The 23,871-nt window shown below is 69.1% G+C and carries 23 protein-coding genes and 1 pseudogene; 7 read left to right on the plus strand and 17 right to left on the minus strand.

What is annotated here, in order from left to right:
- Together MCHUDSM44219_RS00355 and yajC are read right to left on the minus strand one after the other, a co-directional pair.
- Nucleotides 1-521, minus strand: a pseudogene (locus tag MCHUDSM44219_RS00355) (protein translocase subunit SecD); the annotation flags it as partial.
- 86 nt (nt 522-607) lie between these two features.
- A complete protein-coding gene (gene yajC, locus MCHUDSM44219_RS00360) occupies nt 608-964 on the minus strand; it encodes a preprotein translocase subunit YajC (protein ID WP_048416240.1) in 357 nt (118 codons plus the stop codon).
- A gap of 280 nt (nt 965-1,244) precedes the next feature.
- Here yajC and gabT point away from each other — a divergent pair, with 280 nt between their 5' ends.
- Nucleotides 1,245-2,588 carry a 4-aminobutyrate--2-oxoglutarate transaminase gene (gene gabT / locus MCHUDSM44219_RS00365; protein WP_048416241.1) on the plus strand — a complete coding sequence of 448 codons (1,344 nt, stop codon included), beginning with the start codon at nt 1,245-1,247 and terminating at the stop codon, nt 2,586-2,588.
- Nucleotides 2,585-4,018 carry a gamma-aminobutyraldehyde dehydrogenase gene (locus MCHUDSM44219_RS00370; protein WP_048416242.1) on the plus strand — a complete coding sequence of 478 codons (1,434 nt, stop codon included), beginning with the start codon at nt 2,585-2,587 and terminating at the stop codon, nt 4,016-4,018. The genes gabT and MCHUDSM44219_RS00370 overlap by 4 nt, the downstream gene beginning before the upstream one ends.
- 7 nt (nt 4,019-4,025) lie before the next feature.
- Here MCHUDSM44219_RS00370 and MCHUDSM44219_RS00375 read toward each other — a convergent pair whose 3' ends face one another.
- A complete protein-coding gene (locus MCHUDSM44219_RS00375; protein WP_236695298.1) occupies nt 4,026-4,385 on the minus strand; it encodes a hypothetical protein in 360 nt (119 codons plus the stop codon).
- 231 nt (nt 4,386-4,616) lie between these two features.
- On the opposite strand from MCHUDSM44219_RS00375, the gene car reads away from it, so the two are divergent.
- Nucleotides 4,617-8,111 (plus strand): carboxylic acid reductase, encoded by a 3,495-nt coding sequence (gene car / locus MCHUDSM44219_RS00380; protein WP_048416243.1) that lies wholly within the window; start codon nt 4,617-4,619, stop codon nt 8,109-8,111.
- Nucleotides 8,112-8,114: 3 nt separating this feature from the next.
- Here the strand turns inward: car and MCHUDSM44219_RS00385 are convergent, their stop codons facing one another.
- The 8 genes from MCHUDSM44219_RS00385 to MCHUDSM44219_RS00420 all read right to left on the minus strand — a co-directional run bounded on the left by MCHUDSM44219_RS00385 (nt 8,115) and on the right by MCHUDSM44219_RS00420 (nt 13,449).
- Nucleotides 8,115-8,813: a hypothetical protein gene (locus tag MCHUDSM44219_RS00385; RefSeq protein ID WP_048416244.1), complete on the minus strand. Its 699-nt coding sequence runs from the start codon at nt 8,811-8,813 to the stop codon at nt 8,115-8,117.
- Between the two features lie 65 nt (nt 8,814-8,878).
- A complete protein-coding gene (locus MCHUDSM44219_RS00390; protein WP_236695299.1) occupies nt 8,879-9,799 on the minus strand; it encodes an alpha/beta fold hydrolase in 921 nt (306 codons plus the stop codon).
- A 10-nt stretch (nt 9,800-9,809) separates the two neighbouring features.
- On the minus strand, nt 9,810-10,196 hold the full coding sequence (locus MCHUDSM44219_RS00395; RefSeq protein ID WP_048416245.1) for a DUF1304 domain-containing protein: 387 nt from the start codon (nt 10,194-10,196) through the stop codon (nt 9,810-9,812).
- Entirely contained in the window at nt 10,196-11,266 is a 1,071-nt protein-coding gene (gene ruvB, locus MCHUDSM44219_RS00400) for a Holliday junction branch migration DNA helicase RuvB (protein WP_048416246.1), read from the minus strand. Before ruvB ends, MCHUDSM44219_RS00395 begins: the two co-directional genes overlap by 1 nt.
- Nucleotides 11,266-11,853: a Holliday junction branch migration protein RuvA gene (ruvA, locus tag MCHUDSM44219_RS00405; RefSeq protein ID WP_048416247.1), complete on the minus strand. Its 588-nt coding sequence runs from the start codon at nt 11,851-11,853 to the stop codon at nt 11,266-11,268. Before ruvA ends, ruvB begins: the two co-directional genes overlap by 1 nt.
- Entirely contained in the window at nt 11,850-12,422 is a 573-nt protein-coding gene (gene ruvC / locus MCHUDSM44219_RS00410) for a crossover junction endodeoxyribonuclease RuvC (protein ID WP_082161963.1), read from the minus strand. The genes ruvA and ruvC overlap by 4 nt, the downstream gene beginning before the upstream one ends.
- 71 nt (nt 12,423-12,493) lie before the next feature.
- A complete protein-coding gene (locus MCHUDSM44219_RS00415) occupies nt 12,494-12,817 on the minus strand; it encodes a hypothetical protein (protein WP_082161964.1) in 324 nt (107 codons plus the stop codon).
- A gap of 23 nt (nt 12,818-12,840) precedes the next feature.
- Entirely contained in the window at nt 12,841-13,449 is a 609-nt protein-coding gene (locus MCHUDSM44219_RS00420) for a TetR/AcrR family transcriptional regulator (protein WP_048416261.1), read from the minus strand.
- A 62-nt stretch (nt 13,450-13,511) separates the two neighbouring features.
- On the opposite strand from MCHUDSM44219_RS00420, the gene MCHUDSM44219_RS00425 reads away from it, so the two are divergent.
- A complete protein-coding gene (locus tag MCHUDSM44219_RS00425) occupies nt 13,512-14,357 on the plus strand; it encodes an alpha/beta fold hydrolase (RefSeq protein WP_048416249.1) in 846 nt (281 codons plus the stop codon).
- A gap of 9 nt (nt 14,358-14,366) precedes the next feature.
- Here MCHUDSM44219_RS00425 and MCHUDSM44219_RS00430 read toward each other — a convergent pair whose 3' ends face one another.
- Nucleotides 14,367-15,122: a YebC/PmpR family DNA-binding transcriptional regulator gene (locus MCHUDSM44219_RS00430; protein WP_048416250.1), complete on the minus strand. Its 756-nt coding sequence runs from the start codon at nt 15,120-15,122 to the stop codon at nt 14,367-14,369.
- A gap of 71 nt (nt 15,123-15,193) precedes the next feature.
- The gene (locus MCHUDSM44219_RS00435) at nt 15,194-15,796 is read right to left on the minus strand and encodes a TetR/AcrR family transcriptional regulator (protein ID WP_048416251.1); all 603 of its coding nucleotides are present in this window, start codon (nt 15,794-15,796) and stop codon (nt 15,194-15,196) included.
- A gap of 53 nt (nt 15,797-15,849) precedes the next feature.
- On the opposite strand from MCHUDSM44219_RS00435, the gene MCHUDSM44219_RS00440 reads away from it, so the two are divergent.
- The 3 genes from MCHUDSM44219_RS00440 (at nt 15,850) to MCHUDSM44219_RS00450 (ending at nt 20,590) form a co-directional block, all read left to right on the plus strand.
- A complete protein-coding gene (locus MCHUDSM44219_RS00440) occupies nt 15,850-17,583 on the plus strand; it encodes a CocE/NonD family hydrolase (protein ID WP_048416252.1) in 1,734 nt (577 codons plus the stop codon).
- A gap of 48 nt (nt 17,584-17,631) precedes the next feature.
- Nucleotides 17,632-18,843, plus strand: a complete 1,212-nt coding sequence (locus MCHUDSM44219_RS00445) for an acyl-CoA dehydrogenase family protein (RefSeq protein ID WP_048416253.1) — start codon at nt 17,632-17,634, stop codon at nt 18,841-18,843.
- 97 nt (nt 18,844-18,940) lie between these two features.
- Entirely contained in the window at nt 18,941-20,590 is a 1,650-nt protein-coding gene (locus MCHUDSM44219_RS00450; protein ID WP_048416254.1) for a purine-cytosine permease family protein, read from the plus strand.
- A gap of 49 nt (nt 20,591-20,639) precedes the next feature.
- Here the strand turns inward: MCHUDSM44219_RS00450 and pdxT are convergent, their stop codons facing one another.
- The 4 genes from pdxT to MCHUDSM44219_RS00470 form a co-directional block, all read right to left on the minus strand.
- Nucleotides 20,640-21,227: a pyridoxal 5'-phosphate synthase glutaminase subunit PdxT gene (pdxT, locus tag MCHUDSM44219_RS00455; protein WP_048416255.1), complete on the minus strand. Its 588-nt coding sequence runs from the start codon at nt 21,225-21,227 to the stop codon at nt 20,640-20,642.
- A complete protein-coding gene (gene tesB / locus MCHUDSM44219_RS00460) occupies nt 21,224-22,072 on the minus strand; it encodes an acyl-CoA thioesterase II (RefSeq protein WP_048416256.1) in 849 nt (282 codons plus the stop codon). The genes pdxT and tesB overlap by 4 nt, the downstream gene beginning before the upstream one ends.
- 10 nt (nt 22,073-22,082) lie before the next feature.
- Nucleotides 22,083-22,988 (minus strand): pyridoxal 5'-phosphate synthase lyase subunit PdxS, encoded by a 906-nt coding sequence (gene pdxS, locus MCHUDSM44219_RS00465; RefSeq protein ID WP_048416257.1) that lies wholly within the window; start codon nt 22,986-22,988, stop codon nt 22,083-22,085.
- Nucleotides 22,989-23,053: 65 nt separating this feature from the next.
- Nucleotides 23,054-23,871 (minus strand): NUDIX hydrolase (locus MCHUDSM44219_RS00470; RefSeq protein ID WP_048416258.1); only part of this gene is annotated, 818 nt, incomplete at its 5' end.

The following is a 23,871-nucleotide window of genomic DNA, read 5'->3' on the forward strand; positions in this document are numbered from 1 at the left end:
TCCACCGCCTCGGGAGTCACGCCCGCGTCGGCCAGCGCGTCGAGGTAGCCGGTACTGGGCCTCGTGGCCGGGCAGTTCACCGTAGGTGACGTCGTTGAAAGCCTCCGCTGCGGAGCTGAATCGGCCGGCCCTGCGCCCGCGGCCGGGATCGCGTGGATGACGGGACGGATGTAGAGACGCGCGGTCTGCCCCAGGTTGCGGGCCTCGCTGCTGTCGTTACCCGGAACGGTGATCACGAGGTTCTGCCCGTCGATGATCACCTCGGACCCGGACACGCCCAGGCCGTCCACACGGGCACTGATGATCTGCTGCGCCTGGTTGAGCGCGTCGCGCGACGGGGGCGACCCGTCGGGTGTGCGCGCGGTCAGCGTCACGCGGGTGCCGCCCTGCAGATCGATGCCCAGTTTGGGATCGGCCTTCTTGTCCCCGGTGAGGAACACGAGCAGGTACGCACCGATCAGCAGTGCCAGGAACAGGGCCAGGTAGCGGCCAGCATGCACCGGCGTCGAAGACGAAGCCACGTCTTTACAGTCTCCTCGAGGTCAGTTCGTCACGTACCGCGACGGTGCGCAGTGACCCGCAAAGGGTACGTGCTGGGGCTGAGGCCTCAGCTGTCAGTCTTGGTGTTGGGCCGATCGGTCAGCTCGGTGGCCCCCGACGGCGCCTCGAGGTCGTCGATGTCGTCCTCGTCGTCGGTCTCGTCGACGTCATCGACGATGCGGTCGCGCACGGCGAGCTTCATCCAGGTCGTCACGACGCCGGGGGCGATCTCGAGGTCGACCTCGTCGTCGGTGATGCCGGTGATGGTGCCGCGCAGGCCCGAGGTGGTGTGCACCTCGTCGCCCACGGTCAGCGAGTTGTGCAGGTCGATGGTCGCCTGCATCGCTTTCTTCTGGCGGCGGGAGGCGAAGTACATGAACGCGCCCATGATGATGAGCAGGGGCAGGAAGACGACCAGATCCATGGCAGCAGTGTCTTTTCTTTTTCGTAGCGGTCTGTGTGCGGACGGCCCCCCCGAACACGGTCGGAGGGCACCCGGCATGAAGGAATTCGTTGACCAGTGTGCCATTGCGGCCGTTCCGGACCACCTCCCCCGTCGCAGCGGGGCCATCAGCCCACGGATTTCGTCGCGACACACCGGTGCGGCCACCGATCCCGGCGAGAACACCCCTGCTTCTCGACGGATCACTGGTACGACCGACTAGGCTCGGACCGTATCGCGGCAATCGTCAAGGAGGTCCCCCGTGAGCGCTCTCGAACAGAGCCGCCACCTCGCCACCGCCATCCCCGGCCCCCGGTCGCAGGATCTGATCACGCGCAAGAAGGCCGCGGTGGCGAGCGGCGTCGGCAACACCATGCCCGTCTACGCTGCCCGCGCCTTCGGCGGCATCGTCGAGGACGTCGACGGCAACCGGCTGATCGATCTGGGCTCCGGGATCGCGGTGACCACGGTCGGCAACGCCTCGCCCCGGGTCGTCGAGGCGGTCCGCGAGCAGGTCGCCAACTTCACCCACACCTGCTTCATGGTGACGCCCTACGAGGGATACGTCGCGGTCGCCGAGGCCCTCAACCGGCTCACCCCCGGGGACGGCGACAAGCGCTCGGCACTGTTCAACTCGGGATCCGAGGCCGTCGAGAACGCGATCAAGATCGCGCGCGTCTACACCGGGAAGCAGGCCGTGGTGTCGTTCGACCACGCCTACCATGGGCGGACCAACCTGACGATGGCGCTGACGGCCAAGTCGATGCCCTACAAGCACGGGTTCGGACCGTTCGCCCCGGAGATCTACCGCGCCCCGCTGTCCTACCCGTTCCGCGACGCGGAGTTCGGCGGCAAGGAGCTGGCCACCGACGGTGAGCTGGCCGCCCGGCGGGCCATCACGATGATGGACAAGCAGGTGGGCGCCGAGAACCTGGCGGCGGTCATCATCGAGCCCATCCAGGGCGAGGGCGGGTTCATCGTGCCCGCCGAGGGCTTCCTTCCGACGCTGCTGCAGTGGTGCCGCGACAACGACGTGGTGTTCATCGCCGACGAGGTGCAGACCGGGTTCGCCCGTACCGGCAGGATGTTCGCCTGCGAGCACGAGGGCATCGTCCCGGACCTGATCGTCACGGCGAAGGGCATCGCCGACGGGATGCCGCTGTCCGCGGTGACGGGGCCGGCGTCGATCATGGACGCGCCGCATGTCGGTGGGCTCGGCGGCACCTACGGCGGCAATCCGGTGGCGTGTGCGGCCGCGCTGGCCACGATCGCCACGATCGAGGACGACGGGCTCGTCGACCGCGCCGCACACATCGAATCGCTGATGAAGGACAAGCTCGGCCGGATGCAGGCCGAGGACGACCGGATCGGCGACGTGCGGGGCCGCGGCGCGATGATCGCCGTCGAACTGGTCAAGTCCGGCACGCTCGAGCCCGACGCGGAGCTGACCAAGAAGCTCAGCACGGCCGCCCACCAGGCCGGGGTGATCGTGCTGACCTGCGGCACCTTCGGCAATGTGCTGCGGTTCCTGCCGCCGCTGACCATCAGCGACGAGCTCCTGCTCGAAGCTCTGGACGTGCTCGAGTTGATCCTGCGCGATCTGTGACGACCGTCAGGAACTTCATCGGTGGGGAGCTCGTCGACTCCGAGAGCGGCGCGACCATGCCGCTGGTCGATCCCAGCACCGGTGAGCGGTACGGCACCGCGCCGATCTCCAACGGCGCCGACATCGACAAGGCCTACGCCGCCGCGGCGGCGGCGTTCGCCGAGTGGAAGAAGACCACCCCGTCGCACCGGCAGAAGGCGCTGCTGGACTTCGCCGACGAGGTGGAGAAGGCGGCCGGCGATCTCGTGGAGGCCGAGGGCCGCAACACCGGCAAGCCCCACCACGTCACCGCGGCCGAGGAGATCCCTCCGATGGTCGACCAGATCCGGTTCTTCGCGGGGGCGGCGAGGGTGCTGGAGGGTAAGTCGGCCGGCGAGTACATGGCCGATCACACCTCGTGGATCCGCCGTGAGCCGGTCGGGGTGATCGGTCAGGTCGCGCCGTGGAACTACCCGATGATGATGGCGATCTGGAAGATCTGCCCCGCCATCGCCGCGGGCAACACCGTGGTGATCAAACCCAGCGACACCACCCCGGTGACGACGGTGATGCTCGCCGAATTGGCGGCCAGGCACCTGCCGGCCGGGGTGCTCAACGTGGTGACCGGCGACCGGGTCACCGGCGCCAACCTCGTCGCTCATCCGATGCCGCAGATGGTCTCGATCACCGGATCGGTGGCGGCGGGCAAGGCGGTCGCGGTCAGCGCGGGCGGCCACCTCAAACGCACGCACCTCGAACTGGGCGGCAAGGCGCCGGTGATCGTGTTCGACGACGCCGATCTCGGCGCAGCGGCCGAGGGCATCGCCACGGCGGCCTACTTCAACGCCGGGCAGGACTGCACCGCAGCCACCCGCGTCCTGGCCTCGGCGTCGATCGCCCCGGACCTGACCGCCGCACTCGCCGAGCAGGCCAAGGGCGCGACGACGACCTTCGGCCGCCCCGCCGGCGACGAGGACGCCTGGGTGCCGCCGGTGAACAACGAGCAGCAGATGGAGCGGGTGCTCTCCTTCTTCACCGACGTGCCGTCGCACGCCACCGTCGCCGTGGGCGGAAACCGCCAGGGCGACAAGGGTTTCTACGTGGAGCCGACGGTCATCGGCGGGCTGCGTCAGGACGACCGGCTGATCCAGCAGGAGATCTTCGGCCCCGTGATCACCGTGCAGTCGTTCTCCGACGAGGAGCAGGCGATCGGGTGGGCCAACGGCGTCGAGTACGGATTGGCGTCCTCGGTGTGGACCCGGGACGTCTCGCGGGCGCTGCGGGTCTCCAATGCGCTGGACTTCGGCTGCGTGTGGATCAACACCCACATCCCGCTGGTCGCCGAGATGCCGCACGGCGGCTTCAAGTCCTCGGGCCACGGCAAGGACTTGTCGATGTACGGCCTCGAGGACTACACGCGCATCAAGCACGTGATGGCCTACACCGGCTGAGGCCGCGTCAGGAGCTCTGTGCCGCCGCCGCGAGGCAGTCGGCCACGATCGCGTGGACCTCCTCGGCGGTGAGCCCCCGACCGTCACAGTCGTGCGCGACGAGATCGGAGACGAGGTCGTCGCCCGGCAGCCGACAGCGGTCGGCGACGAGCACGTCGACGTAGCCGCCGAGTGCCTCACGGTCGTCGTCGTCGTCGACCCATCGCGACACGGCCAGCCAGTCGCGGACCGGGACCCCGAGGGCACCCAGCACGTCGCACAGGCGCCGTCCGAGCACCACGGTGGCCGCACCGTCCCCGGCGCCGCCCCCGATGCGCGCGGACAGCATCGCGGGCAGTCGCAGCGACTGCACAACGGCATCGGTCACCCTGTGACGGTAACCGGTCCGGCCACCTCTCAACCGGCGGCCAGGTGTGACCTGAGCCACGAAAATTGCTGCGGTGGACCGGTTTTCCCCATAGATGCGAGCGATTCACAGGATATTGACAGCGCCGAACGGCCGCTGACCGGAATAAGCTTAGTTTTACTAACGTAGTTTTCTCCGTGGGCGCAACGAAGCGCCCCGTAACCAACGATTTCATTCTTGCGAGGACTTCTGATGCCGACTGAAACCCGCGACGAGCGGCTCGCCCGCCGCATCGCCGACTTGCACGCGACCGATCCCGAGTTCGCCGCCGCCACGCCGGACGACGCGATCTCCGAGGCCATCGACCAGCCCGGGGTGCGCCTCCCCCAGATCATGGCGACCGTGCTCGACGGCTACGCCGATCGGCCCGCGCTGGGACAGCGCGCGGTGCGTTTCGTCACCAATCCGCAGACCGGGCGCACCTCCGCCGACCTTCTCCCCCGGTTCGAGACCATCACCTACGCCGAACTGTCCGCCCGGGTGCACGCGGTGATGAACACCCTGACCGACATCGCGCCCGGTGACCGCGTCGCCCTGCTGGGCTTCACCAGCGTGGACTACACGGTCATCGACATGGCCCTCGCGCTGCACGGGGCGGTGGCCGTCCCGCTGCAGACCAGCGCGCCGGCCGCGACGCTGCGGCCCATCATCGCCGAGACCGAGCCCGTGATCATCGCCTCTGCGGTCGACCACCTCGCCGACGCCGTGGACCTCGCGCGCGAGGCCGACACCGTGCGCCGCGTCATCGTCTTCGACCACCGCGCCGAGGTCGACGACCACCGCGACGCCGTCGCCGACGCCCGCACCGGGCTCACCGAAGGCGGCCGCGCGATCGAGGTGCTCACCCTGGCCGAGGCGCTCGAGCGCGGCGCGACTCTGCCTGCAGCACAGCCGTTCTCCTCACCCGAGGACGATCCGTTGACGCTGCTGATCTACACGTCCGGCAGCACCGGCGCCCCCAAGGGCGCCATGTACCCGGAGCGGCTGGTCGCCGGTGCGTGGCTGCGGTCCGGGCGGTCGACGTGGTACGGCGAGCACGCCACGCCGTCGATCACGCTGAACTTCCTGCCGATGAGCCACATGATGGGCCGCGGCCTGCTCTACGGCACCCTGGGCGCCGGCGGAACTGCGTATTTCGCTGCGCGCAGCGATCTTTCGACCTTCCTCGAGGACTTGGCGCTGGTTCGGCCCACGCAGTTGACCTTCGTGCCGCGCATCTGGGACACCATCTTCGCCGAGGTCGCCAAGGAACTCGAGCGCCGCCCGGACAGCGAGGCCGACGTCTACGCCGACCTCCGCCAGAGCATGCTCGGCGGCCGCTACGTGATGTCGATGACGGGATCGGCGCCGCTGTCGCCGGAGATGCGCGCGTTCGTCGAATCATTCCTCGACCTGCACCTGATCGACGGCTACGGCTCGACCGAGGCCGGCGCGGTGTTCGTCGACGGCGAGGTTCAGCGGCCGCCGGTCATCGACTACAAGCTCGTCGACGTCCCCGACCTCGGCTACTTCACCACCGACCGCCCGCATCCGCGCGGCGAGCTGCTGGTCAAGAGCGAGACCCTGTTCCCCGGGTATTACCGACGGCCCGAGATCACGGCCGAGATGTTCGACGAGGACGGCTTCTACCGCACCGGCGACGTCGTCGCCGAGACCGGACCCGATCGGCTCGTGTACCTCGATCGCCGCAACAACGTCCTGAAGCTCTCGCAGGGCGAGTTCGTCACCGTCTCCAAGCTCGAGGCGGTGTTCGGCGACAGCCCGCTGATCCGGCAGATCTACATCTACGGCAACAGCTCACGGTCCTACCTGCTGGCCGTCGTCGTGCCGACCGAGGACGTCCTGGGCCGCGACGACGCCAAATCCCTGATCGGCGAGTCGCTTCAGGACGTCGCCAAGGCGGCGGGCCTGCAGTCCTACGAGATCCCGCGCGACTTGCTGATCGAGACCACGCCGTTCACGTTGGAGAACGGCATGCTCACCGGCATCCGGAAGCTGGCCCGGCCGAAGCTGAAGGAACGCTACGGCGATCAGCTCGAGGCGCTCTACACCCAGCTGGCCGAGGGCCAGGCCGACGAGTTGCGGGCACTGCGTCAGGACGGCGCGACGCGTCCGGTCGTCGAGACCGTCGGCCGCGCGGCCGGCGCCCTGCTGGGCACGGCGGCCACCGACGTGCAGCCCGACGCGCACTTCACCGATCTCGGTGGAGACTCGTTGTCGGCGTTGACCTTCGGCAACCTGCTGCGCGACATCTTCGACGTCGAGGTCCCGGTCGGCGTCATCGTCAGCCCCGCCAACGATCTGGCGGCACTGGCGGCCTACATCGAGACCCAGCGCCAACCCGGCACGAAGCGGCCCACCTTCGCCTCGGTGCACGGCGCGGACGCCACCGAAGCGCACGCCCGCGATCTCACGCTGGACAAGTTCATCGACGCCGAGACCCTCGCCGCCGCACCGTCACTGCCGGGCCCCAGCTCGGAGGTCCGGACCGTCCTGCTGACCGGCGCCACCGGCTTCCTCGGCCGGTACCTGGCGCTGGAGTGGCTGGAACGGATGGATCTGGTCGACGGCAGGGTGATCTGCCTGGTCCGCGCCAAGGACGACGACGCCGCACGGGCCCGGCTGGACGCCACCTTCGACACCGGCGACGAGAAGCTGCTCGCGCACTACCGGGCGCTCGCCGCCGATCACCTCGAGGTGATCGCCGGAGACAAGGGCGAGGTCGACCTCGGGCTCGATCCCGCGGTGTGGCAGCGGCTGGCCGATACGGTCGACCTGATCGTGGACCCGGCGGCCCTGGTCAACCACGTGCTGCCCTACAGCCAGCTGTTCGGGCCCAACGCCGTCGGCACCGCGGAGTTGATCCGCATGGCGCTGACCACCCGGCAGAAGCCGTTCGCCTACGTCTCGACCATCGGCGTCGGCGCGGGCATCGAGCCGGGCCGGTTCGTCGAGGACGGCGACATCCGGCAGATCAGCGCGACCCGCCGCGTCGATGACAGTTACGCCAACGGCTACGGCAACAGCAAGTGGGCCGGTGAGGTGCTGCTGCGCGAGGCCCACGACCTGTGCGGCCTGCCGGTGTCGGTGTTCCGCTGCGACATGATCCTGGCCGACACCACCTACGCCGGCCAGCTCAATCTGCCGGACATGTTCACCCGGCTGGTGTTCAGCCTCGTCGCGACCGGCGTCGCCCCCGAGTCGTTCTACCAACTCGGCGACGACGGCAACCGGCCGCGGGCGCACTACGACGGGCTGCCGGTGGAGTTCATCGCCGAGGCGATCTCCACGCTCGGTGCCGCCGTGGCGACGGATTCGGACACCGGGTTCGAGACCTACCACGTGATGAACCCGTACGACGACGGGATCGGCCTCGACGAGTTCGTCGACTGGCTGATCGAGGCCGGGTACCCGGTGCAGCGCGTCGGCGACTACGCCACCTGGTTGCGGCGGTTCACCGCGGCGATCAACGCGCTGCCCGAGCGTAAGCGGCAGGCGTCACTGCTGCCGCTGCTGCACAACTACCAGCACCCGGAGTTCCCGGTCCGGGGCTCCATCGCGCCGACGGACCGCTTCCGAACGGCGGTGCAGGAGGCCAAGATCGGGCCGGACAAGGACATCCCGCACGTGAGCCGCGAGGTCATCGTCAAGTACGTCACCGACCTCGAACTGCTCGGCCTGCTCTGACGGTCAGTGGTGCGCCAGCGTTCGATCGCGGCGGCCACGGAACAGGGAGCGAAGGCCGCGCCGGCGCGGCGCCGGCTGCTCCTGCCGCGAATCGATCACCTCGGTGGGTGTGTCACCCACCGGGGTGGTCGCGCCTGCGGGCGAGGTGTGGGTGACCGGGACCGGACCGGTGTGTGCCGGGGTGTCGACGACCGCGGCGCGGTTGACGTATTCGACGTCGCGGACACTGCGGACCGACACCCGGCCCAGCGCGAGTGCGCCCAGGAAGATGATCAGCGCGCCCAGGCCGTAGAAGTAGGTCAGGTCGAGCCAGACCCGCTTGGTCTCGTCCGCCGCCACCGGGGCTCCGGCGTCGCCGAGTCCGAGCGGCCCGGCCAGCGCGCGGCCGATCACGAACCATGCTCCGCCGGCCACGGTCAGCCAGCCGCCCAGCATCGCCGTCGCGCGGTTGCGGGAGGTCAGCAGCAACAGGCCGCCGATCACGGTGACGACGCCGGGCAGCACCTCGAGCCATCCTCGGCCGGTCGTCCAGATCCACGGCTGATCCGGTGTGAACGCGAAGTCGAAGTTCGGCCCGATGAACGGGATGAGCGCACCCCAGATCCCGAGCAGAACGAGCAGGAGCCCGCTTGCCGCGCCGCGGCTGCGGGCGATGGTCATGCGGCCGCCCCGGGGGCGGTCCGCACGTTGAGATCCGATCATGATGCCTCCTTGTGACGTGCGCAGAGGAGTACCCCCGCGCCGTCGGGCGTAATCGACGGCCGCGTTCAACGGCCCGCGCGGACCGCGTCCACCACCCGCAGAACGGCGTCGGCCACCGCCGCCGGCTGATACAGCATCACGTTGTGACCGCTGCCGGGCACCACCTGCATCGCCGTGCCCAGCGCGGCCGCGAGCATGTCGTTGGCCCGGTGGATCTGCGCCTGGGTGTAGTTGTCCGGGGTGAGCTGATCAGGCGGCGGGAACCTGTCGGCGCTCAGGACGATTGCCGGTACCTGCGGAAGGCGGGGGGCTGACGCCACCGCTGCGAAAGCGTCCTCGAACCACACGCTCTCACCGGGCGCCCTTCCCTCCCGGCCGCTCGCGTAGAACGCCGCGTTCTGTGCCGGGCTTCCGATCGAGGGCAGGAACTCCGAGGTCGGTTCCGCGAACACCAAGCCCGACACCAGGTCGGGGTGCTGGCGCGCCAGCAGGTCGAGGATCAGCCCGCCGTAGGAATGGCCGACGAACACGAAGGGTCCGGGGAGGCCGGCCGCAGCGATCAACGCGACCACATCGTCGACGTCTTGCTGCATCTGGTGGGGTTGCGGCACCGGGGTGGACCGCAGGTCGCCGTCGGGGCGGGTGTCGGGCCGGTCGTAGGCACACACCCGGGTCGCTCTCGCCACGGTCGGCTGCGTCGCGTCGGGGCTCGGGATCAACCGGGCCTGTTCGATCACGTCGTAGGGTGACGACCAGCTGGGATCGTCGGGCGCGACGATGTAGTTCCACGCCTCGGCGTAGCTACCCATTCCGGGAATGATGAACACGGTCGGACCGCCCTCGCCCTGACAGTTCAGGAACAGCGTGCGTCCGCCGCCGATGTCGACGGGACCGGGGCGGACGTCGCCCGGATCACCCGAGGCCCGGGCACCTCCGGACATCGAGAGCAGCAGCGCCACCAGCGCGGCGATCCGACGCCACGTCACCGTGGGGACGCTACAGCGCTGAGCCCAGCACCAGCAGCACTATCGCGATCAGCGGCAGGGTGCCCTGGATGACGGCCGCGCGGGCTTTGTCCCGGGCGGCGGCGAGCAGCACGACGGCCGCGGCCAGCATCGACCCCAGCCCGGCGTAGAGCAGCCCCGCGCCGACGGCGTGCGCTCCGAGCGCGGTCGCGACGATGCCCGAGCCCGTCACGATCGCCAGGAACAGGTTGTAGAAGCCCTGGTTGAACGCGAGCAGGCGGGTGGTCTCCGCCTCCTCCGGGGTGGTGCCGAACACCGCTCGGGTGCGCGGCGACGTCCACGTGAAGGATTCCATCACGAAGATGTAGACGTGCAGCAGCGCCGCCAGCGCCGCCACGATCAGGCTCACGGTCGTCATCACCCGAACAATCCTTGCTGACCCAGTCCGATGACGCCGCTGGGAGGGGTCATACCCAGATGCGTCCAGGCCAGGGCCGTGGCGACCCGGCCCCGCGGCGTGCGCGCGATCATGCCCGCGCGCACCAGGAACGGCTCGCACACCTCCTCCACCGTGGTGGCCTCTTCCCCCACCGCCACCGCGAGCGTCGACACCCCCACCGGCCCGCCGCCGAAGCTGCGGGTCAGCGCCGAGAGCACGGCGCGGTCCAGCCGGTCCAGCCCGAGCTCGTCGACGTCGTAGACCTCCAGCGCGTACTTGGCGATGTCGCGGGTGATGACCCCGTCGGCACGGACCTCGGCGTAGTCCCGGACCCGGCGCAGCAGCCGGTTCGCGATGCGCGGCGTGCCGCGGGAGCGTCGGGCGATCTCGGCGCCCGCGTCGGCCCCCAACTCGATGCCGAGGATGCCTGCCGAGCGGGTCAGCACGCGCTCCAGTTCCGACGGTTCGTAGAAGTCCATGTGCGCGGTGAAGCCGAACCGGTCGCGCAACGGTCCTGTCAGCGCGCCCGACCGGGTGGTGGCACCGACGAGCGTGAACGGCGCGACCTCCAGCGGAATCGACGTCGCGCCCGGGCCTTTGCCGACGACGACGTCGACGCGGAAGTCCTCCATCGCGAGGTAGAGCATCTCCTCGGCCGGACGGGCGATGCGGTGGATCTCGTCGATGAACAGCACGTCGTGCTCGACGAGATTGGACAGCATCGCGGCCAGGTCCCCGGCCCGTTCCAGCGCCGGACCGGACGTCACGCGCAGCGACGAGCCGAGTTCGGCGGCGATGATCATCGCCAGCGACGTCTTGCCCAGCCCCGGCGGCCCGGACAGCAGGATGTGGTCGGGCGTGCCTCCGCGGTTCTTGGCGCCCTCGATGACCAGCTGCAGCTGTTCGCGCACCCGGGGCTGGCCGATGAACTCCCCCAGCGACCGCGGCCGCAGGCTGGCGTCGATGTCGCCCTCGCCGACGGTCAGCGCCGCCGAGACCTCGCGCTCGTCGGCCATCTCCGGCGGTTCGTCGTCTTCGAAGCGGCCCATCACTTCTTCCCCAGCATCGACAGCGCCGACCGCAGCGCGCCGGACGTCGTCGCCTCCGGATCGTTGGCGAGCACCTTGTCGGTGGCCTCTTCGGCCTGCTTGAGCGCGAAGCCGAGGCCGACGAGCGCCTCCACCACCGGTCCGCGGATCCCGAACCCGCCGATCGCCGTCGCGCCCGCCGACGTGGACGTGCCGACCTTGTCGCGCAGCGTCAGCACCAGGAGTTCGGCGGTCTTCTTGCCCACCTTCGGGATTCGCGTCAACGCGGTGACGTCGCCGTCGCCGATCGCCGATCGCAGAGTGGGCCCGTCGTACATGGCCAGCGCCCCCAGCGCGATGCTCGGGCCGATCCCGGACACGCCGAGCAGGGTCAGGAACAGATCCCGGGCGTCGGAGTCGGCGAACCCGTAGAGCGTCTGGGAGTCCTCCCGCACGATCATCGCGGTGATCAGCCGCGCCTCGGCGCCGCGCCGCAGCGTGGCCAGTGTCGCCGGGGTGGCCATCACCTTGTAGCCGACACCGGCGGCCTCGATGACGACGTGGTCGAGCGCGATGTCGAGCACCTCCCCGCGCACCGACGCGATCACCGGGCGCTCCGCGACATCTTGGCGGCCTTGAGCGTGGCCTGGTATTTGCGCCGCTGCTCGGCCGCCATCTCCTCGGCGGCGGCCATCCGGGCGATCATCGGCGCGCGCCAGCAGTGGCAGATCGCCAGGGCCAGCGCGTCGGCGGCGTCGGCCGGTGTCGGCTTCTGTTGCAGGGCAAGGATTCTCGTGACCATCTCGGTGACCTGCGCTTTGTCGGCGCGGCCGTTACCGGTGACGGCCGCCTTGACCTCGCTGGGGGTGTGGAAGTGCACGTCGATGTCGCGGCGGGCGGCGGCCAGCGCGATCACCCCGCCGGCCTGCGCGGTGCCCATCGCGGTGTTGGCGTTCTGATTGGAGAACACCCGCTCGATCGCGAGGACGTCGGGCTCGTGGGTGTCCAACCAGTGTTCGACGGCCTCGCTGATCGCGAGCAACCGGTGCGCCAGCGGGTGCTCGGCCGGGGTACGCACCACGTCGACGTCGAGGGCGATGACCTGGCGGCCCCGGCCACTCTGGATGACCGACAGCCCGCACCGGGTCAGCCCGGGGTCGACTCCCATCACCCGCACGCCAGCCTCCTACAGAACATTTGTTCGAGAGCTTAACCGCGGGATCCGACCTTCGGCGGCAGGGACACGCCTCAGAGCGCGTAGTTCCCCGAGCGCCAGCCCTGTGCGAGCTGCGCGGCCAATTCGGTACTGCGCACTCCGGATCGGCGCCACCCGCGCACCAGCTCGCGCTCCACCTCGACGTGGTCGCGCTCGACCACGAGCACCCAGCGCACCCCGAGCAGTTTCGCCAGGAACCAGACCGGCCACAGCACCAGTAAGGGCAGAACCAGAACGAGGCCGATCACCCAGCCGAAGAAGTCGAAGTTGTCCAGCAGATCCTCGAGATCGGGGAACGGCCACAACCTGCGGTGCACCGACCACTGCACACCCTGCGGGTCGGTGACGACGGGCATGCGCAGATCCTAGAGCCTGCAGGTCAGGATGGCGTCGAGGCGGGTTCGCGGGTAGGTGCCGTGAGGACCGTCCCGCGGTACTGCGGCGCCAGCACCCGCCCCGCGGCCCGCAGCGGCTCGACCGAGCGCAGCGTTCTGGCCAACAGAAAGGCCCCCTCCAGCCCGCCGATCACCGCCGTGGTGAGGTCACGGGCCCGCCGTTCGTTCACGCCGCGCGCGACGAAATAGGTGGTGCCGCCGGCGATCCAGCCCTCGAAGACCTCGCCTGCGGTCTGGCGGAGTTCCTCGACGGTGTCCGCGACCTCCGCCGCCACGCTGCCCACCGGGCACATGTTGGCGAAGGCGGTGCCCTCCATGTCGTCCGCGGCCTGGTCGAAGATCGCCTGGACCGCCTCCCCCAGGTCGGTGTGCGCGTCGACGACGGCCGGGATCAGCAGGCCGTAGGCGGCGCCGGCGTTGGCGAGAGCCTCCCGGGCGATCTGCGCCTTGCCGCCGCGGAAGTGGTGGTAGAGCGAGCCGATCGGCGCCTCCGACGCGTCGGCGATGTCCTTCATGGCCACCCCGGCGTAACCGCGCCGGCGCATCAGCTCCGCGGTCGCGGTGAGGATCGATTCCCGGGTGGACCTTGCCATGGGCACCTCCTGGTGTCAGGCTAGAGCATACGTTCTAGAATCATCATTCTAGTGGAGGACACATGAAGTCAGTCGAGGTCGCCGCGGGCACCGTGCAGTACCGAGAGGAGGGCGATCCGAACGGGCCGCCGGTGGTGCTGTTGCACGGCCTGCTGATGAACGACGCGCAGTGGGATCCGGCGCTGCGGCACCTTCCATCGGGGTTCCGCTACCTGCTGCCGGTGCTGCCGATGGGCGGGCACCGCGTGCCGATGCGCGCGGACGCCGACCTGACGCTGCCGGGGATGGTCGGCATCGTCGCCGATGTCCTCGACGCGCTGGACCTGACCGACGTCACTCTGATCGTCACGGACTGGGGCGGCCCGCTGTTCCTCACCGATCTCGGCCGCGACACGCGGGTGTCACGTCTGGTGATCTGCCCGTCGGAGGCCTTCGACAATTTCCCGCCCGGCTTGCCCGGCAAGATCGCATGGCTGGCCAGCCGCAGCACCGGCACGGTGTGGCTGGCGATGCGCCAACTGCGTGTGGCCCGGCTGCGCCGGCAACGGTTGATGTTCGGGATGATGGCGAAACACCCTGTGCCCCAGGCGGTGGTCGAACAGTGGGTGGCGGCCGGCCTGACCGACCGGGCGATCCGACGGGACCTGGTCAAGTACTGCCGCACCCGATTCGACAGGGCCGATCTGATCCGTGCGACGCAGCGGCTCGCGGAGTTCGACGGGCCGGCGCTGGTCCTGTGGTCGGAGAACCCGGTGATGCCGGTCGACCACGGCCGCCGTCTCGCCGATCTGCTGCCGCACGGCCGGCTCGCGATGATCGAGGACGCCTATGTGCTGGTGATGCTCGACCAACCGGAGCGCACCGCCGCGGCGATCGCCGAGTTCCTGGGCGTCACCGCGGCCCGGTGACCGCCGGGGTCAGTCCTCGTCGAGGGCGGCGGCGACGTCGTCGGGGATGTCGATGTTGGTGTAGACGTCCTGCACGTCGTCGCTGTCTTCGAGGGCGTCGACCAGCTTGAGCACCTTTCGGGCGGCCTCGAGGTCGACGGGCACGGTGACCGAGGGCTGGAAGCTGGCCTCGGCCGAGTCGTAGTCGATGCCCGCCTCCTGCAGCGCGGTGCGGACCGCGACCAGGTCGGTGGGCTCCGAGATGACCTCGAAGGTGTCGCCCAGGTCGTTGACGTCCTCTGCACCGGCGTCGAGAACCGCGGCCAGCACGTCGTCCTCGGTCAGCCCGTTCTTGTCCAGCGTCACGACACCCTTGCGGGAGAACAGGTAGGACACCGATCCGGGGTCGGCCATGTTGCCGCCGTTGCGCGTCATCGCCACCCGGACCTCGCCGGCGGCCCGGTTACGGTTGTCGGTCAGGCACTCGACCAGGACGGCGACGCCGTTGGGGCCGTATCCCTCGTAGGTGATGGTCTGCCAGTCGGCGCCGCCGGCTTCCTCGCCCGCGCCACGCTTGCGGGCGCGCTCGATGTTGTCGTTGGGCACCGAGTTCTTCTTGGCCTTCTGGATGGCGTCGTACAGCGTCGGGTTGCCGGCGGGGTCACCGCCACCGGTGCGGGCCGCCACCTCGATGTTCTTGATCAGCTTGGCGAAGTTCTTGCCGCGACGTGCGTCGATCACGGCCTTCTTGTGCTTGGTGGTGGCCCACTTGGAATGGCCGCTCATGTACTCGCTACCTCTTTCACCCGACTCATTCACGACGACGTCGAAGTCCGATCGATCAGTCTACGTGCCCGTCATCCCAGGTCGTCAGAGATGTAGCGCTGCAGGTTCGGCGCCACCGCGGCGACGAGCGCGTCCTCGCTCATCGAGGCGATCGGCTCGATGCGCCAGACGTAGCGCATCATCGCCAGCCCCATGATCTGCGACGAGATCAGACCGCTGCGCGTCTGCCGGCCGGCCTCGTCCACGCCGAGCTGCGAGACGCCGATGAGGCTGCGCTCGACGATCAGACGCAGCTTTTCGCGCGTCGCCGGCTCATGGGCAGCGGTCTGCAGGATCGCGCGGAGGACGGAACCGATCTCGTCGTCGGCCCAGGCAGCGAGCATCAGCCGAATCAGCGCCTCTCCGAGCTGCGGCGCAGGTGTGTTCCACGTCGCCGCCACGCTCTCCAGCCACCGCTGCGGCGGTGCCGTCGCCGCGTCGAGCAGCGCTTCCTTGGACCCGAAGTAGTGGTAGACCAGCGCGGGATCGACGTCGGCCGCCCGGGCCACCGCCCGCATCGTGGTGCCGGCATATCCGGTGTCGGCGAAAGCCTGCCGCGCCGCAACGAGGATTCTGTTCGACAACACACCCCGTTCGTCGCGGGGCCCTGGGGCGACCTTCGGCACGAGTCTCATCGTAGCGTGAATTTCACGTTGCGATGAAACTAGTTTCAACGTAGCGTGAGATTATGCCCATCAGCGCACGCGCTTTGAACGGTCCGCAGGACACCGGCCGCGAGTACCGCAATCTCAGCGCGCCCCGCTTCGGCATCACCCACCTCATCAACCAGCGCGTCCCGATGCGCGACGGCGTCGACCTGATGGCCGATGTGCACCGCCCCGACGCTGCGGCGAGGTTCCCGGCGCTCATCGCCGCATCGCCGTATCCCCGCCAGATGCAGGATCTGGGCGCGCCCGCCGGCTTCATCGAGGCGGGTGCGACGGACTTCTGGGTACCTCGCGGCTACGTGCATGTGATCGCCAACCTCCGGGGAACGGGCGGATCCGGCGGGGTGTTCGGCTTCATGGACGCCCGGGAGCGCCTCGACATGCATGATCTGGTCGAGTGGGCGGCCGCGCAGCCGTGGTGCGACGGCAACGTCGGCATGATCGGCATCAGCTACTTCGCCATGACCCAACTCGAGGCCGCGGTCGAGCGACCGCCGCATCTGCGGGCGATCTTCCCCGTGGCGGCGACCGCCGATCTCTACGAGGCGGCGTCACACCATGGGCTCACGAGTTCGGCGTTCATCACACCGTTCCTGTCGATGATGGGCCTCACGTCGGACCGCAGTGACGCGTTCTGGCGGCGCAACCCGGTCATCGCGGCGGCCCGCCGCATCCTCAACACACCGCGGGTGCACCGCAAGTTCGCCACGATGAACGGCGAAGCCGCGGTCACGATGATGCGCCAGTTGCTCAAACTCCCCCACGACCCGCACCCGTGGGATGACCTGTGGCTCGACACGATGGTCAAGCATCCGCTGCGCGACGCCTGGTGGGAGGAACGCAACCTGCTGCCGCTGCTGTCCGAGGTCGACATCCCCGTCTACCTCGGCTGCGACTGGGAGAATGTGCCGTTGCACCTACCGTCCACGTTCACCGCATGGAAAGCGTTGGCCCACAACCCGAATGTCCGGATGGCGCTGCTCGGCCGATACGGCCTGACCTGGCCCTGGGAAAGTCTGCACCATGAGGCGCTCGCGTGGTACGACCACTGGCTCAAGGGCGCCGACACCGGGATCATGGCCGGGCCGCCGGTGCGTTACGTCCTCCCCGGAGCCGACGGCTGGCACGCCAGCGACACGTGGCCGCCGCCCGCGACCTACCGGCGGTGGGCGCTGCGCGCCGACGGCGCGCTGTCCGACGACGAAGGCGAGCCCGGCACGCGCGAGTTCCTGACACTCGGCGCGGGCCTCAACCGCGCCAAGGCCAGCGCGGTCGACCCGCCGCCGATGCTGACATGGACGTCGGCCCCCCTGCCGCGTGCGCTCGACGTCGCCGGCGAGATCGAGCTGCAGCTGCAGGCGTCGGCCACCGCTGCCGACACCGCGTGGATCGTCACGCTGCGCGACCTCGACCCCGAGGGCGCGGCCACCGATGTGACGGCCGGCTGGCTGCGTGCGAGCCTGCGCACCGTCGATGACGCGGCCAGCCACGAGGGCGCTCCTGTCGTGAGGTGCGAGGTCGCCGTGGCCGTACCGGCAGGCCAGACGCTGACCTATCGGATCCCGCTGGTGCCCAATGCCCGCCGCTTCGCCGCAGGACACCGGGTGCAGTTGGTGCTGACCAGCGACGACCAGAACCCGGCCAGTCCGGCCATCATGGACTTTCGCCATGCCAGCGTCGGCACCAGCAGCGTGAACAGCGTGTCCTCCGGCTCGCGGTTGCTACTGCCCGTTCTCGCTTCGAGTGTTAGCTGAGCCACACAGTCTGGTCCCCCTATCTTACTGCGGAGTAAGGTATCTCCCATGACGTTCTCGCTGGAGTTGTCGTCCGATCTCGTCGACGTTCAGAAGTGGGTTCACGAGTTCGCTGCGGACGTGATCCGCCCGGCCGCCGCGGAGTGGGACGAGCGCGAGGAAACCCCCTGGCCGATCATCCAGGAGGCCGCGAAGGTCGGGCTCTACTCGATGGAGTTCTTCGCCGAACAGGCCGCCGAGCCCAGCGGACTGGGCATGATCGTCGCCTTCGAGGAGATGTTCTGGGGAGACGCCGGCATCGCGCTGGCGATCCTCGGCACCGGGCTGGCCGCGGCGTCGCTGGCCGCCAACGGCACCCCCGAGCAGGTCGGCGAGTGGGTGCCACAGATGTTCGGCACCGTCGACGAACCGAAAGTCGCCGCGTTCTGCTCGTCGGAGCCCGGCGCGGGCTCCGACGTCGGCGCGATCCTGACCCGGGCCCGCTACGACGAGGCCACCGACGAATGGGTGCTCAACGGCACCAAGACCTGGGCCACCAACGGCGGCATCGCAAACGTCCACGTCGTCGTCGCGTCCGTGCACCCCGAGTTGGGCACCCGCGGCCAGGCGTCGTTCGTCATCCCGCCCGGCACCAAGGGCCTGACCCAGGGCCAGAAGTTCCTCAAGCACGGCATCCGCGCCTCGCACACCGCCGAGGTGGTGCTCGACGACGTGCGACTGCCGGGCCGCATGATCGTGGGCGGCAAGGAGAAGTTCGACGCGCGTATCGCCAAGGTCCGCGAGGGCAAGAAGGCCGCCGGTCAGGCCGCGATGGCGACGTTCGAGCGCACCCGCCCGACGGTCGGCGCGATGGCGGTGGGTGTGGCCCGAGCGGCGTTCGAGTACGCGCGCGACTATGCCTGCGAGCGTGAGCAATTCGGCCGCAAGATCGGCGAGTTCCAAGCGGTGGCGTTCAAGCTGGCCGATATGAAGGCCCGCATCGACGCCGCGCGACTGCTCGTCTACCGCGCCGGCTGGATGGCGCGCAACGGCAAGAGCTTCGACTCCGCCGAGGGGTCGATGGCCAAGCTGGTGGCCAGCGAGACCGCGGTGTACGTCACCGACGAGGCCATCCAGATTCTCGGCGGCAACGGCTACACCCGCGAGTATCCCGTCGAGCGCATGCACCGCGACGCCAAGATCTTCACGATCTTCGAGGGCACCAGCGAGATCCAGCGGCTGGTGATGGCGCGCGCGATCACCGGGCTGCCGATCCGCTGAAAGGCGTTGACTCTCCGGTCAATTCGATCTTGTTCCCGTTCCGGCGACGGAACATAGGTGTCACGAGCACGAAACACAGGCGGCCTACCGTCGGCGAATGACGTCTGAACTCGGCGACGAGGTGCGCACCACCGACCTCGACAGGTTGACCGCCACCAAGGAGACACTCGAGGACTACACGCTGCGCTTCGCGCCGCGCAGCTACCGGAAGTGGTCGACCGGCGTCGTCGGCATCTCGGCGCTCGGCGGCATCGCGTATCTCGCCGACTTCGCGATCGGCGCCAACATCGGGATCTCCTACGGCACCACGAACGCGCTGTGGGGCATCCTCATCTTCGCCGTGGTCATCTTCCTGACCGGCTTCCCGCTCGCGTACTACGCGGCGCGCTACAACATGGACCTCGACTTGATCACGCGCGGCAGCGGATTCGGGTACTACGGCTCGGTGGTCACCAACGTGATCATGGCGACGTTCACCTTCATCTTCTTCGCCCTGGAGGGGTCGATCATGGCCCAGGGCCTCCAACTCGGCCTGGGGGTGCCGCTGTGGCTGGGCTACGCCGCCTCCACGCTGATCATCTTCCCCCTGGTGATCTACGGCATGAAAGTGCTGTCCACACTGCAGGTCTGGACGACGCCGCTGTGGCTGATCCTGATGGTCGCGCCGTTCGTGTACCTGGTGGTCAGCCATCCGGAGTCGGTGGGCCAGTTCTTCGCCTATCAGGGCGAGGCGGGTAACGGCGGATTCGATCTGGGCTACACGCTGCTGGCGGCCGGCGTGTGCCTGTCCCTGATCGCCCAGATCGCCGAACAGATCGACTACTTGCGTTTCATGCCGCCGAAAACACCCGAGAACGCCCGTAGTTGGTGGACGTGGATGATCCTGGCCGGACCGGGCTGGGTGTTCTTCGGCGCCATCAAACAGGTCGTCGGGCTGTTCCTGGCCGTCTACCTGATCGCGAACGTCGCCGACAGCGCCGGCATCGCCAACCAACCGGTGCACCAGTTCCTGGAGATCTACGAGAACTTCCTGCCCGGCTGGCTCGCCATGACGCTGGCCGTGGTGCTCGTGGTGATCAGCCAGATCAAGATCAACGTGACGAACGCCTACTCGGGGTCGCTGGCCTGGACGAACTCGTTCACCCGCGTGACCAAGCGCTATCCCGGCCGGCTGGTCTTCCTCGGCTTCAACCTGCTGATCGCACTGATCCTGATGGAAGCCAACATGTTCGACTTCCTGAACACCATCCTCGGCTTCTACGCCAACTGCGGTATGGCCTGGGTCGTGGTGGTGGCGTCGGACATCGTGTTCAACAAGTACCTGCTGCGCCTGTCCCCCAAGGCGCCCGAATTCCGGCGCGGCATGCTGTACGCGATCAACCCGGTCGGGTTCGGCTCCATGCTGATCGCGGCGGGCGTGTCGATCCTGGCGTTCTTCGGCGTTCTGGGCGAAGGCATCCGGCCCTACTCGCCGCTGGTCGCCATCGGTCTTGGCCTGGTGCTGCCGCCGGTCATCGCGATCGCCACCAAGGGCAAGTACTACCTGCGCCGCACCGATGACGGCATCGACCTGCCGATGTACGACGAGCTGGGCAACCCGTCCGGTGCCCACCTCACCTGCCATGTGTGCCATCACGACTACGAGCGGCCGGACATGCTCAAATGCCAGACCCACGACGCGTTCGTCTGCTCGCTGTGCCTGTCCACCGACAAGGTGGCCGACCACGTGCTGCCGGCCCAGTCCTGAGCGATTTCGGCGTCGTTGGTCACCCTCAGCGCGACCAACGACGCCGAAATCACGACAGGGAGTCGACGAACAGCTTGTGCACCCGGCGGTCGCCGGTCACCTCGGGGTGAAACGCGGTGGCCAGCGTGCGGCCCTGGCGCACCGCGACCGGATGGCCCGCGGCCGAGGCGAGCACCTCGACGCCCGGTCCGACCCGCTCCACCCAGGGCGCGCGGATGAACACGGCATGCACCGAGCCCTCCAGCCCGTCGAACAGGATGTCCTCCTCGAAGGAATCCACCTGACGTCCGAAAGCGTTGCGCCGCACTGTCATGTCGATGCCGCGCAGCGGCAGGGCCTCTCGGCCGGGCACTCCGGCGTCGGCGATCTCGGTGGCGAGCAGGATCATCCCCGCGCACGAACCGTAGGCCGGCATGCCCTCGGCCAGGCGCGCACGCAGCGGCTCGAGCAGGTCGAACTCGCGCAGGAGGTGACTCATCGCCGTCGACTCGCCGCCCGGGATCACCAGAGCGTCGACGCGCGCGAGTTCCTCGGGACGGCGCACGGTCGACGCCTCGGCGCCGGCCTCCCGCAGCGCGGCGAGGTGCTCGCGGGTGTCGCCCTGCAGAGCCAGCACCCCGACGCGCGGCGCGCTCACGGACGACCGGGCGTGAAGTCGCGCGGGTAGCGCGTCAGGCCTTCCTGCATCACCGCAGCGACCATCTCCCCGTACTGGTTGAAGATCTTGCCCTGGGTCAGCGAGCGGCCGCCGCACGCCGACGGCGAGGACTGGTCGTAGAGCAGCCACTCGTCAGCGCGGAACGCCCGCATGAACCACATCGCGTGATCCAGCGACGCCACCTGCAGGTGCTTTCGCACCTCGGGGTAGTTCACCTGCGCCGAGCCGAGCAGCGTCAGGTCGCTCATGTAGGCCAGCGCGCAGATGTGCAGCACCGGGTCATCCGGCAGCGGATCACGGTGCCGGAACCACACCTGCTGCTGAGAAGCCTTGTTGGGCAACAGATGCAGGTCCTTGCGCGGCACGATGCGCACGTCCCACTCGTCGAACTGCCGGAAGCTGGCGTCGTCGAACACCTTGCTGACGGACTCGAAGTCGGGGATGTCGTCAGGCGGCGGTGCGACCGGCATGGCGTCCTGATGCTCGATGCCGCTCTGGTCGGACTGGAACGACGCCGACATCGAGAAGATGGTCTCGCCGTGCTGGATCGCGGTCACCCGCCGGGTGCAGAAGGACCCGCCGTCGCGGATGCGCTCCACGGTGTACACCGACGGTGACCGGGCGTCGCCGGCGCGCAGAAAGTACCCGTGCAGCGAATGCACCTGGAACTTCGGGTCGACGGTACGGACCGCCGACACCAGCGACTGGCCGGCCACGTGACCGCCGAAGGTGCGCTGCAGGAATCCCGATTCCGGACTGAACACCCCACCGCGATAGATGTTGACCTCGATCTGCTCCAGGTCGAGGATTTCTTCGATCGCCACAGTGTGGTTCTTACCAGCCTCGCTCTGCGAGCCGATGGGGCACCGGGATGTCGTCGACGTTGATGCCGACCATCGCCTCGCCCAGACCGCGCGACACCTTGGCCAGCACGTCGGGATCGTCGTAGAACGTGGTCGCCTTCACGATCGCGGCGGCGCGCTCGGCGGGGTTGCCCGACTTGAAGATGCCCGAACCGACGAACACGCCCTCGGCGCCGAGCTGCATCATCATCGCGGCGTCCGCCGGGGTGGCGATACCGCCGGCGGTGAACAGCGTCACCGGCAGCTTGCCGGCCCGCGCCACCTCGACCACCAGGTCGTACGGAGCCTGCAATTCCTTTGCCGCAACGTACAATTCGTCCTCGGACAGCGACGTCAAGCGGCGGATCTCACCGCCGATCTTGCGCATGTGGGTGGTGGCGTTGGACACGTCGCCGGTGCCGGCCTCACCCTTGGAGCGGATCATCGCCGCCCCCTCGGTGATCCGGCGCAGCGCCTCACCCAGGTTGGTGGCGCCGCACACGAACGGCACGGTGAACTTCCACTTGTCGATGTGGTTGGCGTAGTCGGCCGGGGTGAGCACCTCCGACTCGTCGACGTAATCCACGCCGAGGCTCTGCAGGATCTGCGCCTCGACGAAGTGCCCGATGCGGGCCTTGGCCATCACCGGGATGGTGACCGCGTCGATGATGCCCTCGATCATGTCGGGGTCGCTCATCCGCGACACCCCGCCCTGGGCGCGGATGTCGGCCGGGACGCGCTCGAGCGCCATCACCGCCACCGCACCGGCCCCCTCGGCGATCCGGGCCTGCTCGGGCGTGACGACGTCCATGATGACGCCGCCCTTGAGCATCTCCGCCATACCGCGCTTCACCCGCGACGTGCCGCGGGCGGAACCGCCGAGAGCTTCGGTTTCCACTGTCAACTCCTTCGTTCGCTACTGATCCAGTCTAAAGGGGCCCGCAAATCCATTAGATCCGCATCTCAGCGGATGGATGGCAACGGCCGCTGCGCCACCGCGTCGGGTCTGTCGGCCATGGCGTTCGCCTCGTCGAGAAGCTCGGCCAGCTGACGCGGGTAGACGGCCTCACCACCGGCGACCAGGTCGCGGATCATTGTCGCATCGCACCAGCGGTGACCATGGATGTAGGTCCGCTCGAGCACCGAGCGGCCGGTGTCGGCGGGCTCGAACCGGGCGGTGCGGTGCACGAAGTACATCTCTTCGCTGCGGATCACCGCACCGTTGAACTCGATCGTGGCATCGCGCCGCCACAGCGGACCGACCATGTCCGCGGCGTGCACCGCGAGACCGGTCTCCTCCTCCAGCTCGCGGGCCGCGGTCTGCGCCAGCGACTCGCCCACCTGCGCGGCACCGCCGATGGTGAACCACCACCGGGGGGCGGGCGTGAGCGGACTCTCCGGATCCGATCCGCACAGCAGCAGCACGGCGCCGTCGTCGTCGAGCAGCACCACCCGCGCCGAGGTGCGCCGCGTCGCGGGCGCGGCTTCGCGCGTCGACACCTCACCGCCCTCGGCGATCTCGAAGTACGTCGGCATCGCCGCCGTACCGCCCAGCCGCAAGGCCCGCACGGCGGGGCGCTCCCGCAGCGCCAGGGTGTCGCGGACCGCGTCGTTGTGGAACCGGCGCGCCAGCAGCACCCGCGCCTCGGCGTCGGCCAGCTCGGCGACCAACGCCCGCGGCAGCGATGCGGGATCGACCCGGGCCAGCGCCGCGGACAGCTCGTTCTCGGCGGCCTCCCGCGCCTGGCGCGGCGCCCGCTCGGCCGCGTCGGCCAGCGCCG

The organism is Mycolicibacterium chubuense (assembly GCF_001044255.1).
In the GTDB taxonomy this organism is placed as follows: Bacteria; Actinomycetota; Actinomycetes; order Mycobacteriales; family Mycobacteriaceae; genus Mycobacterium; species Mycobacterium chubuense.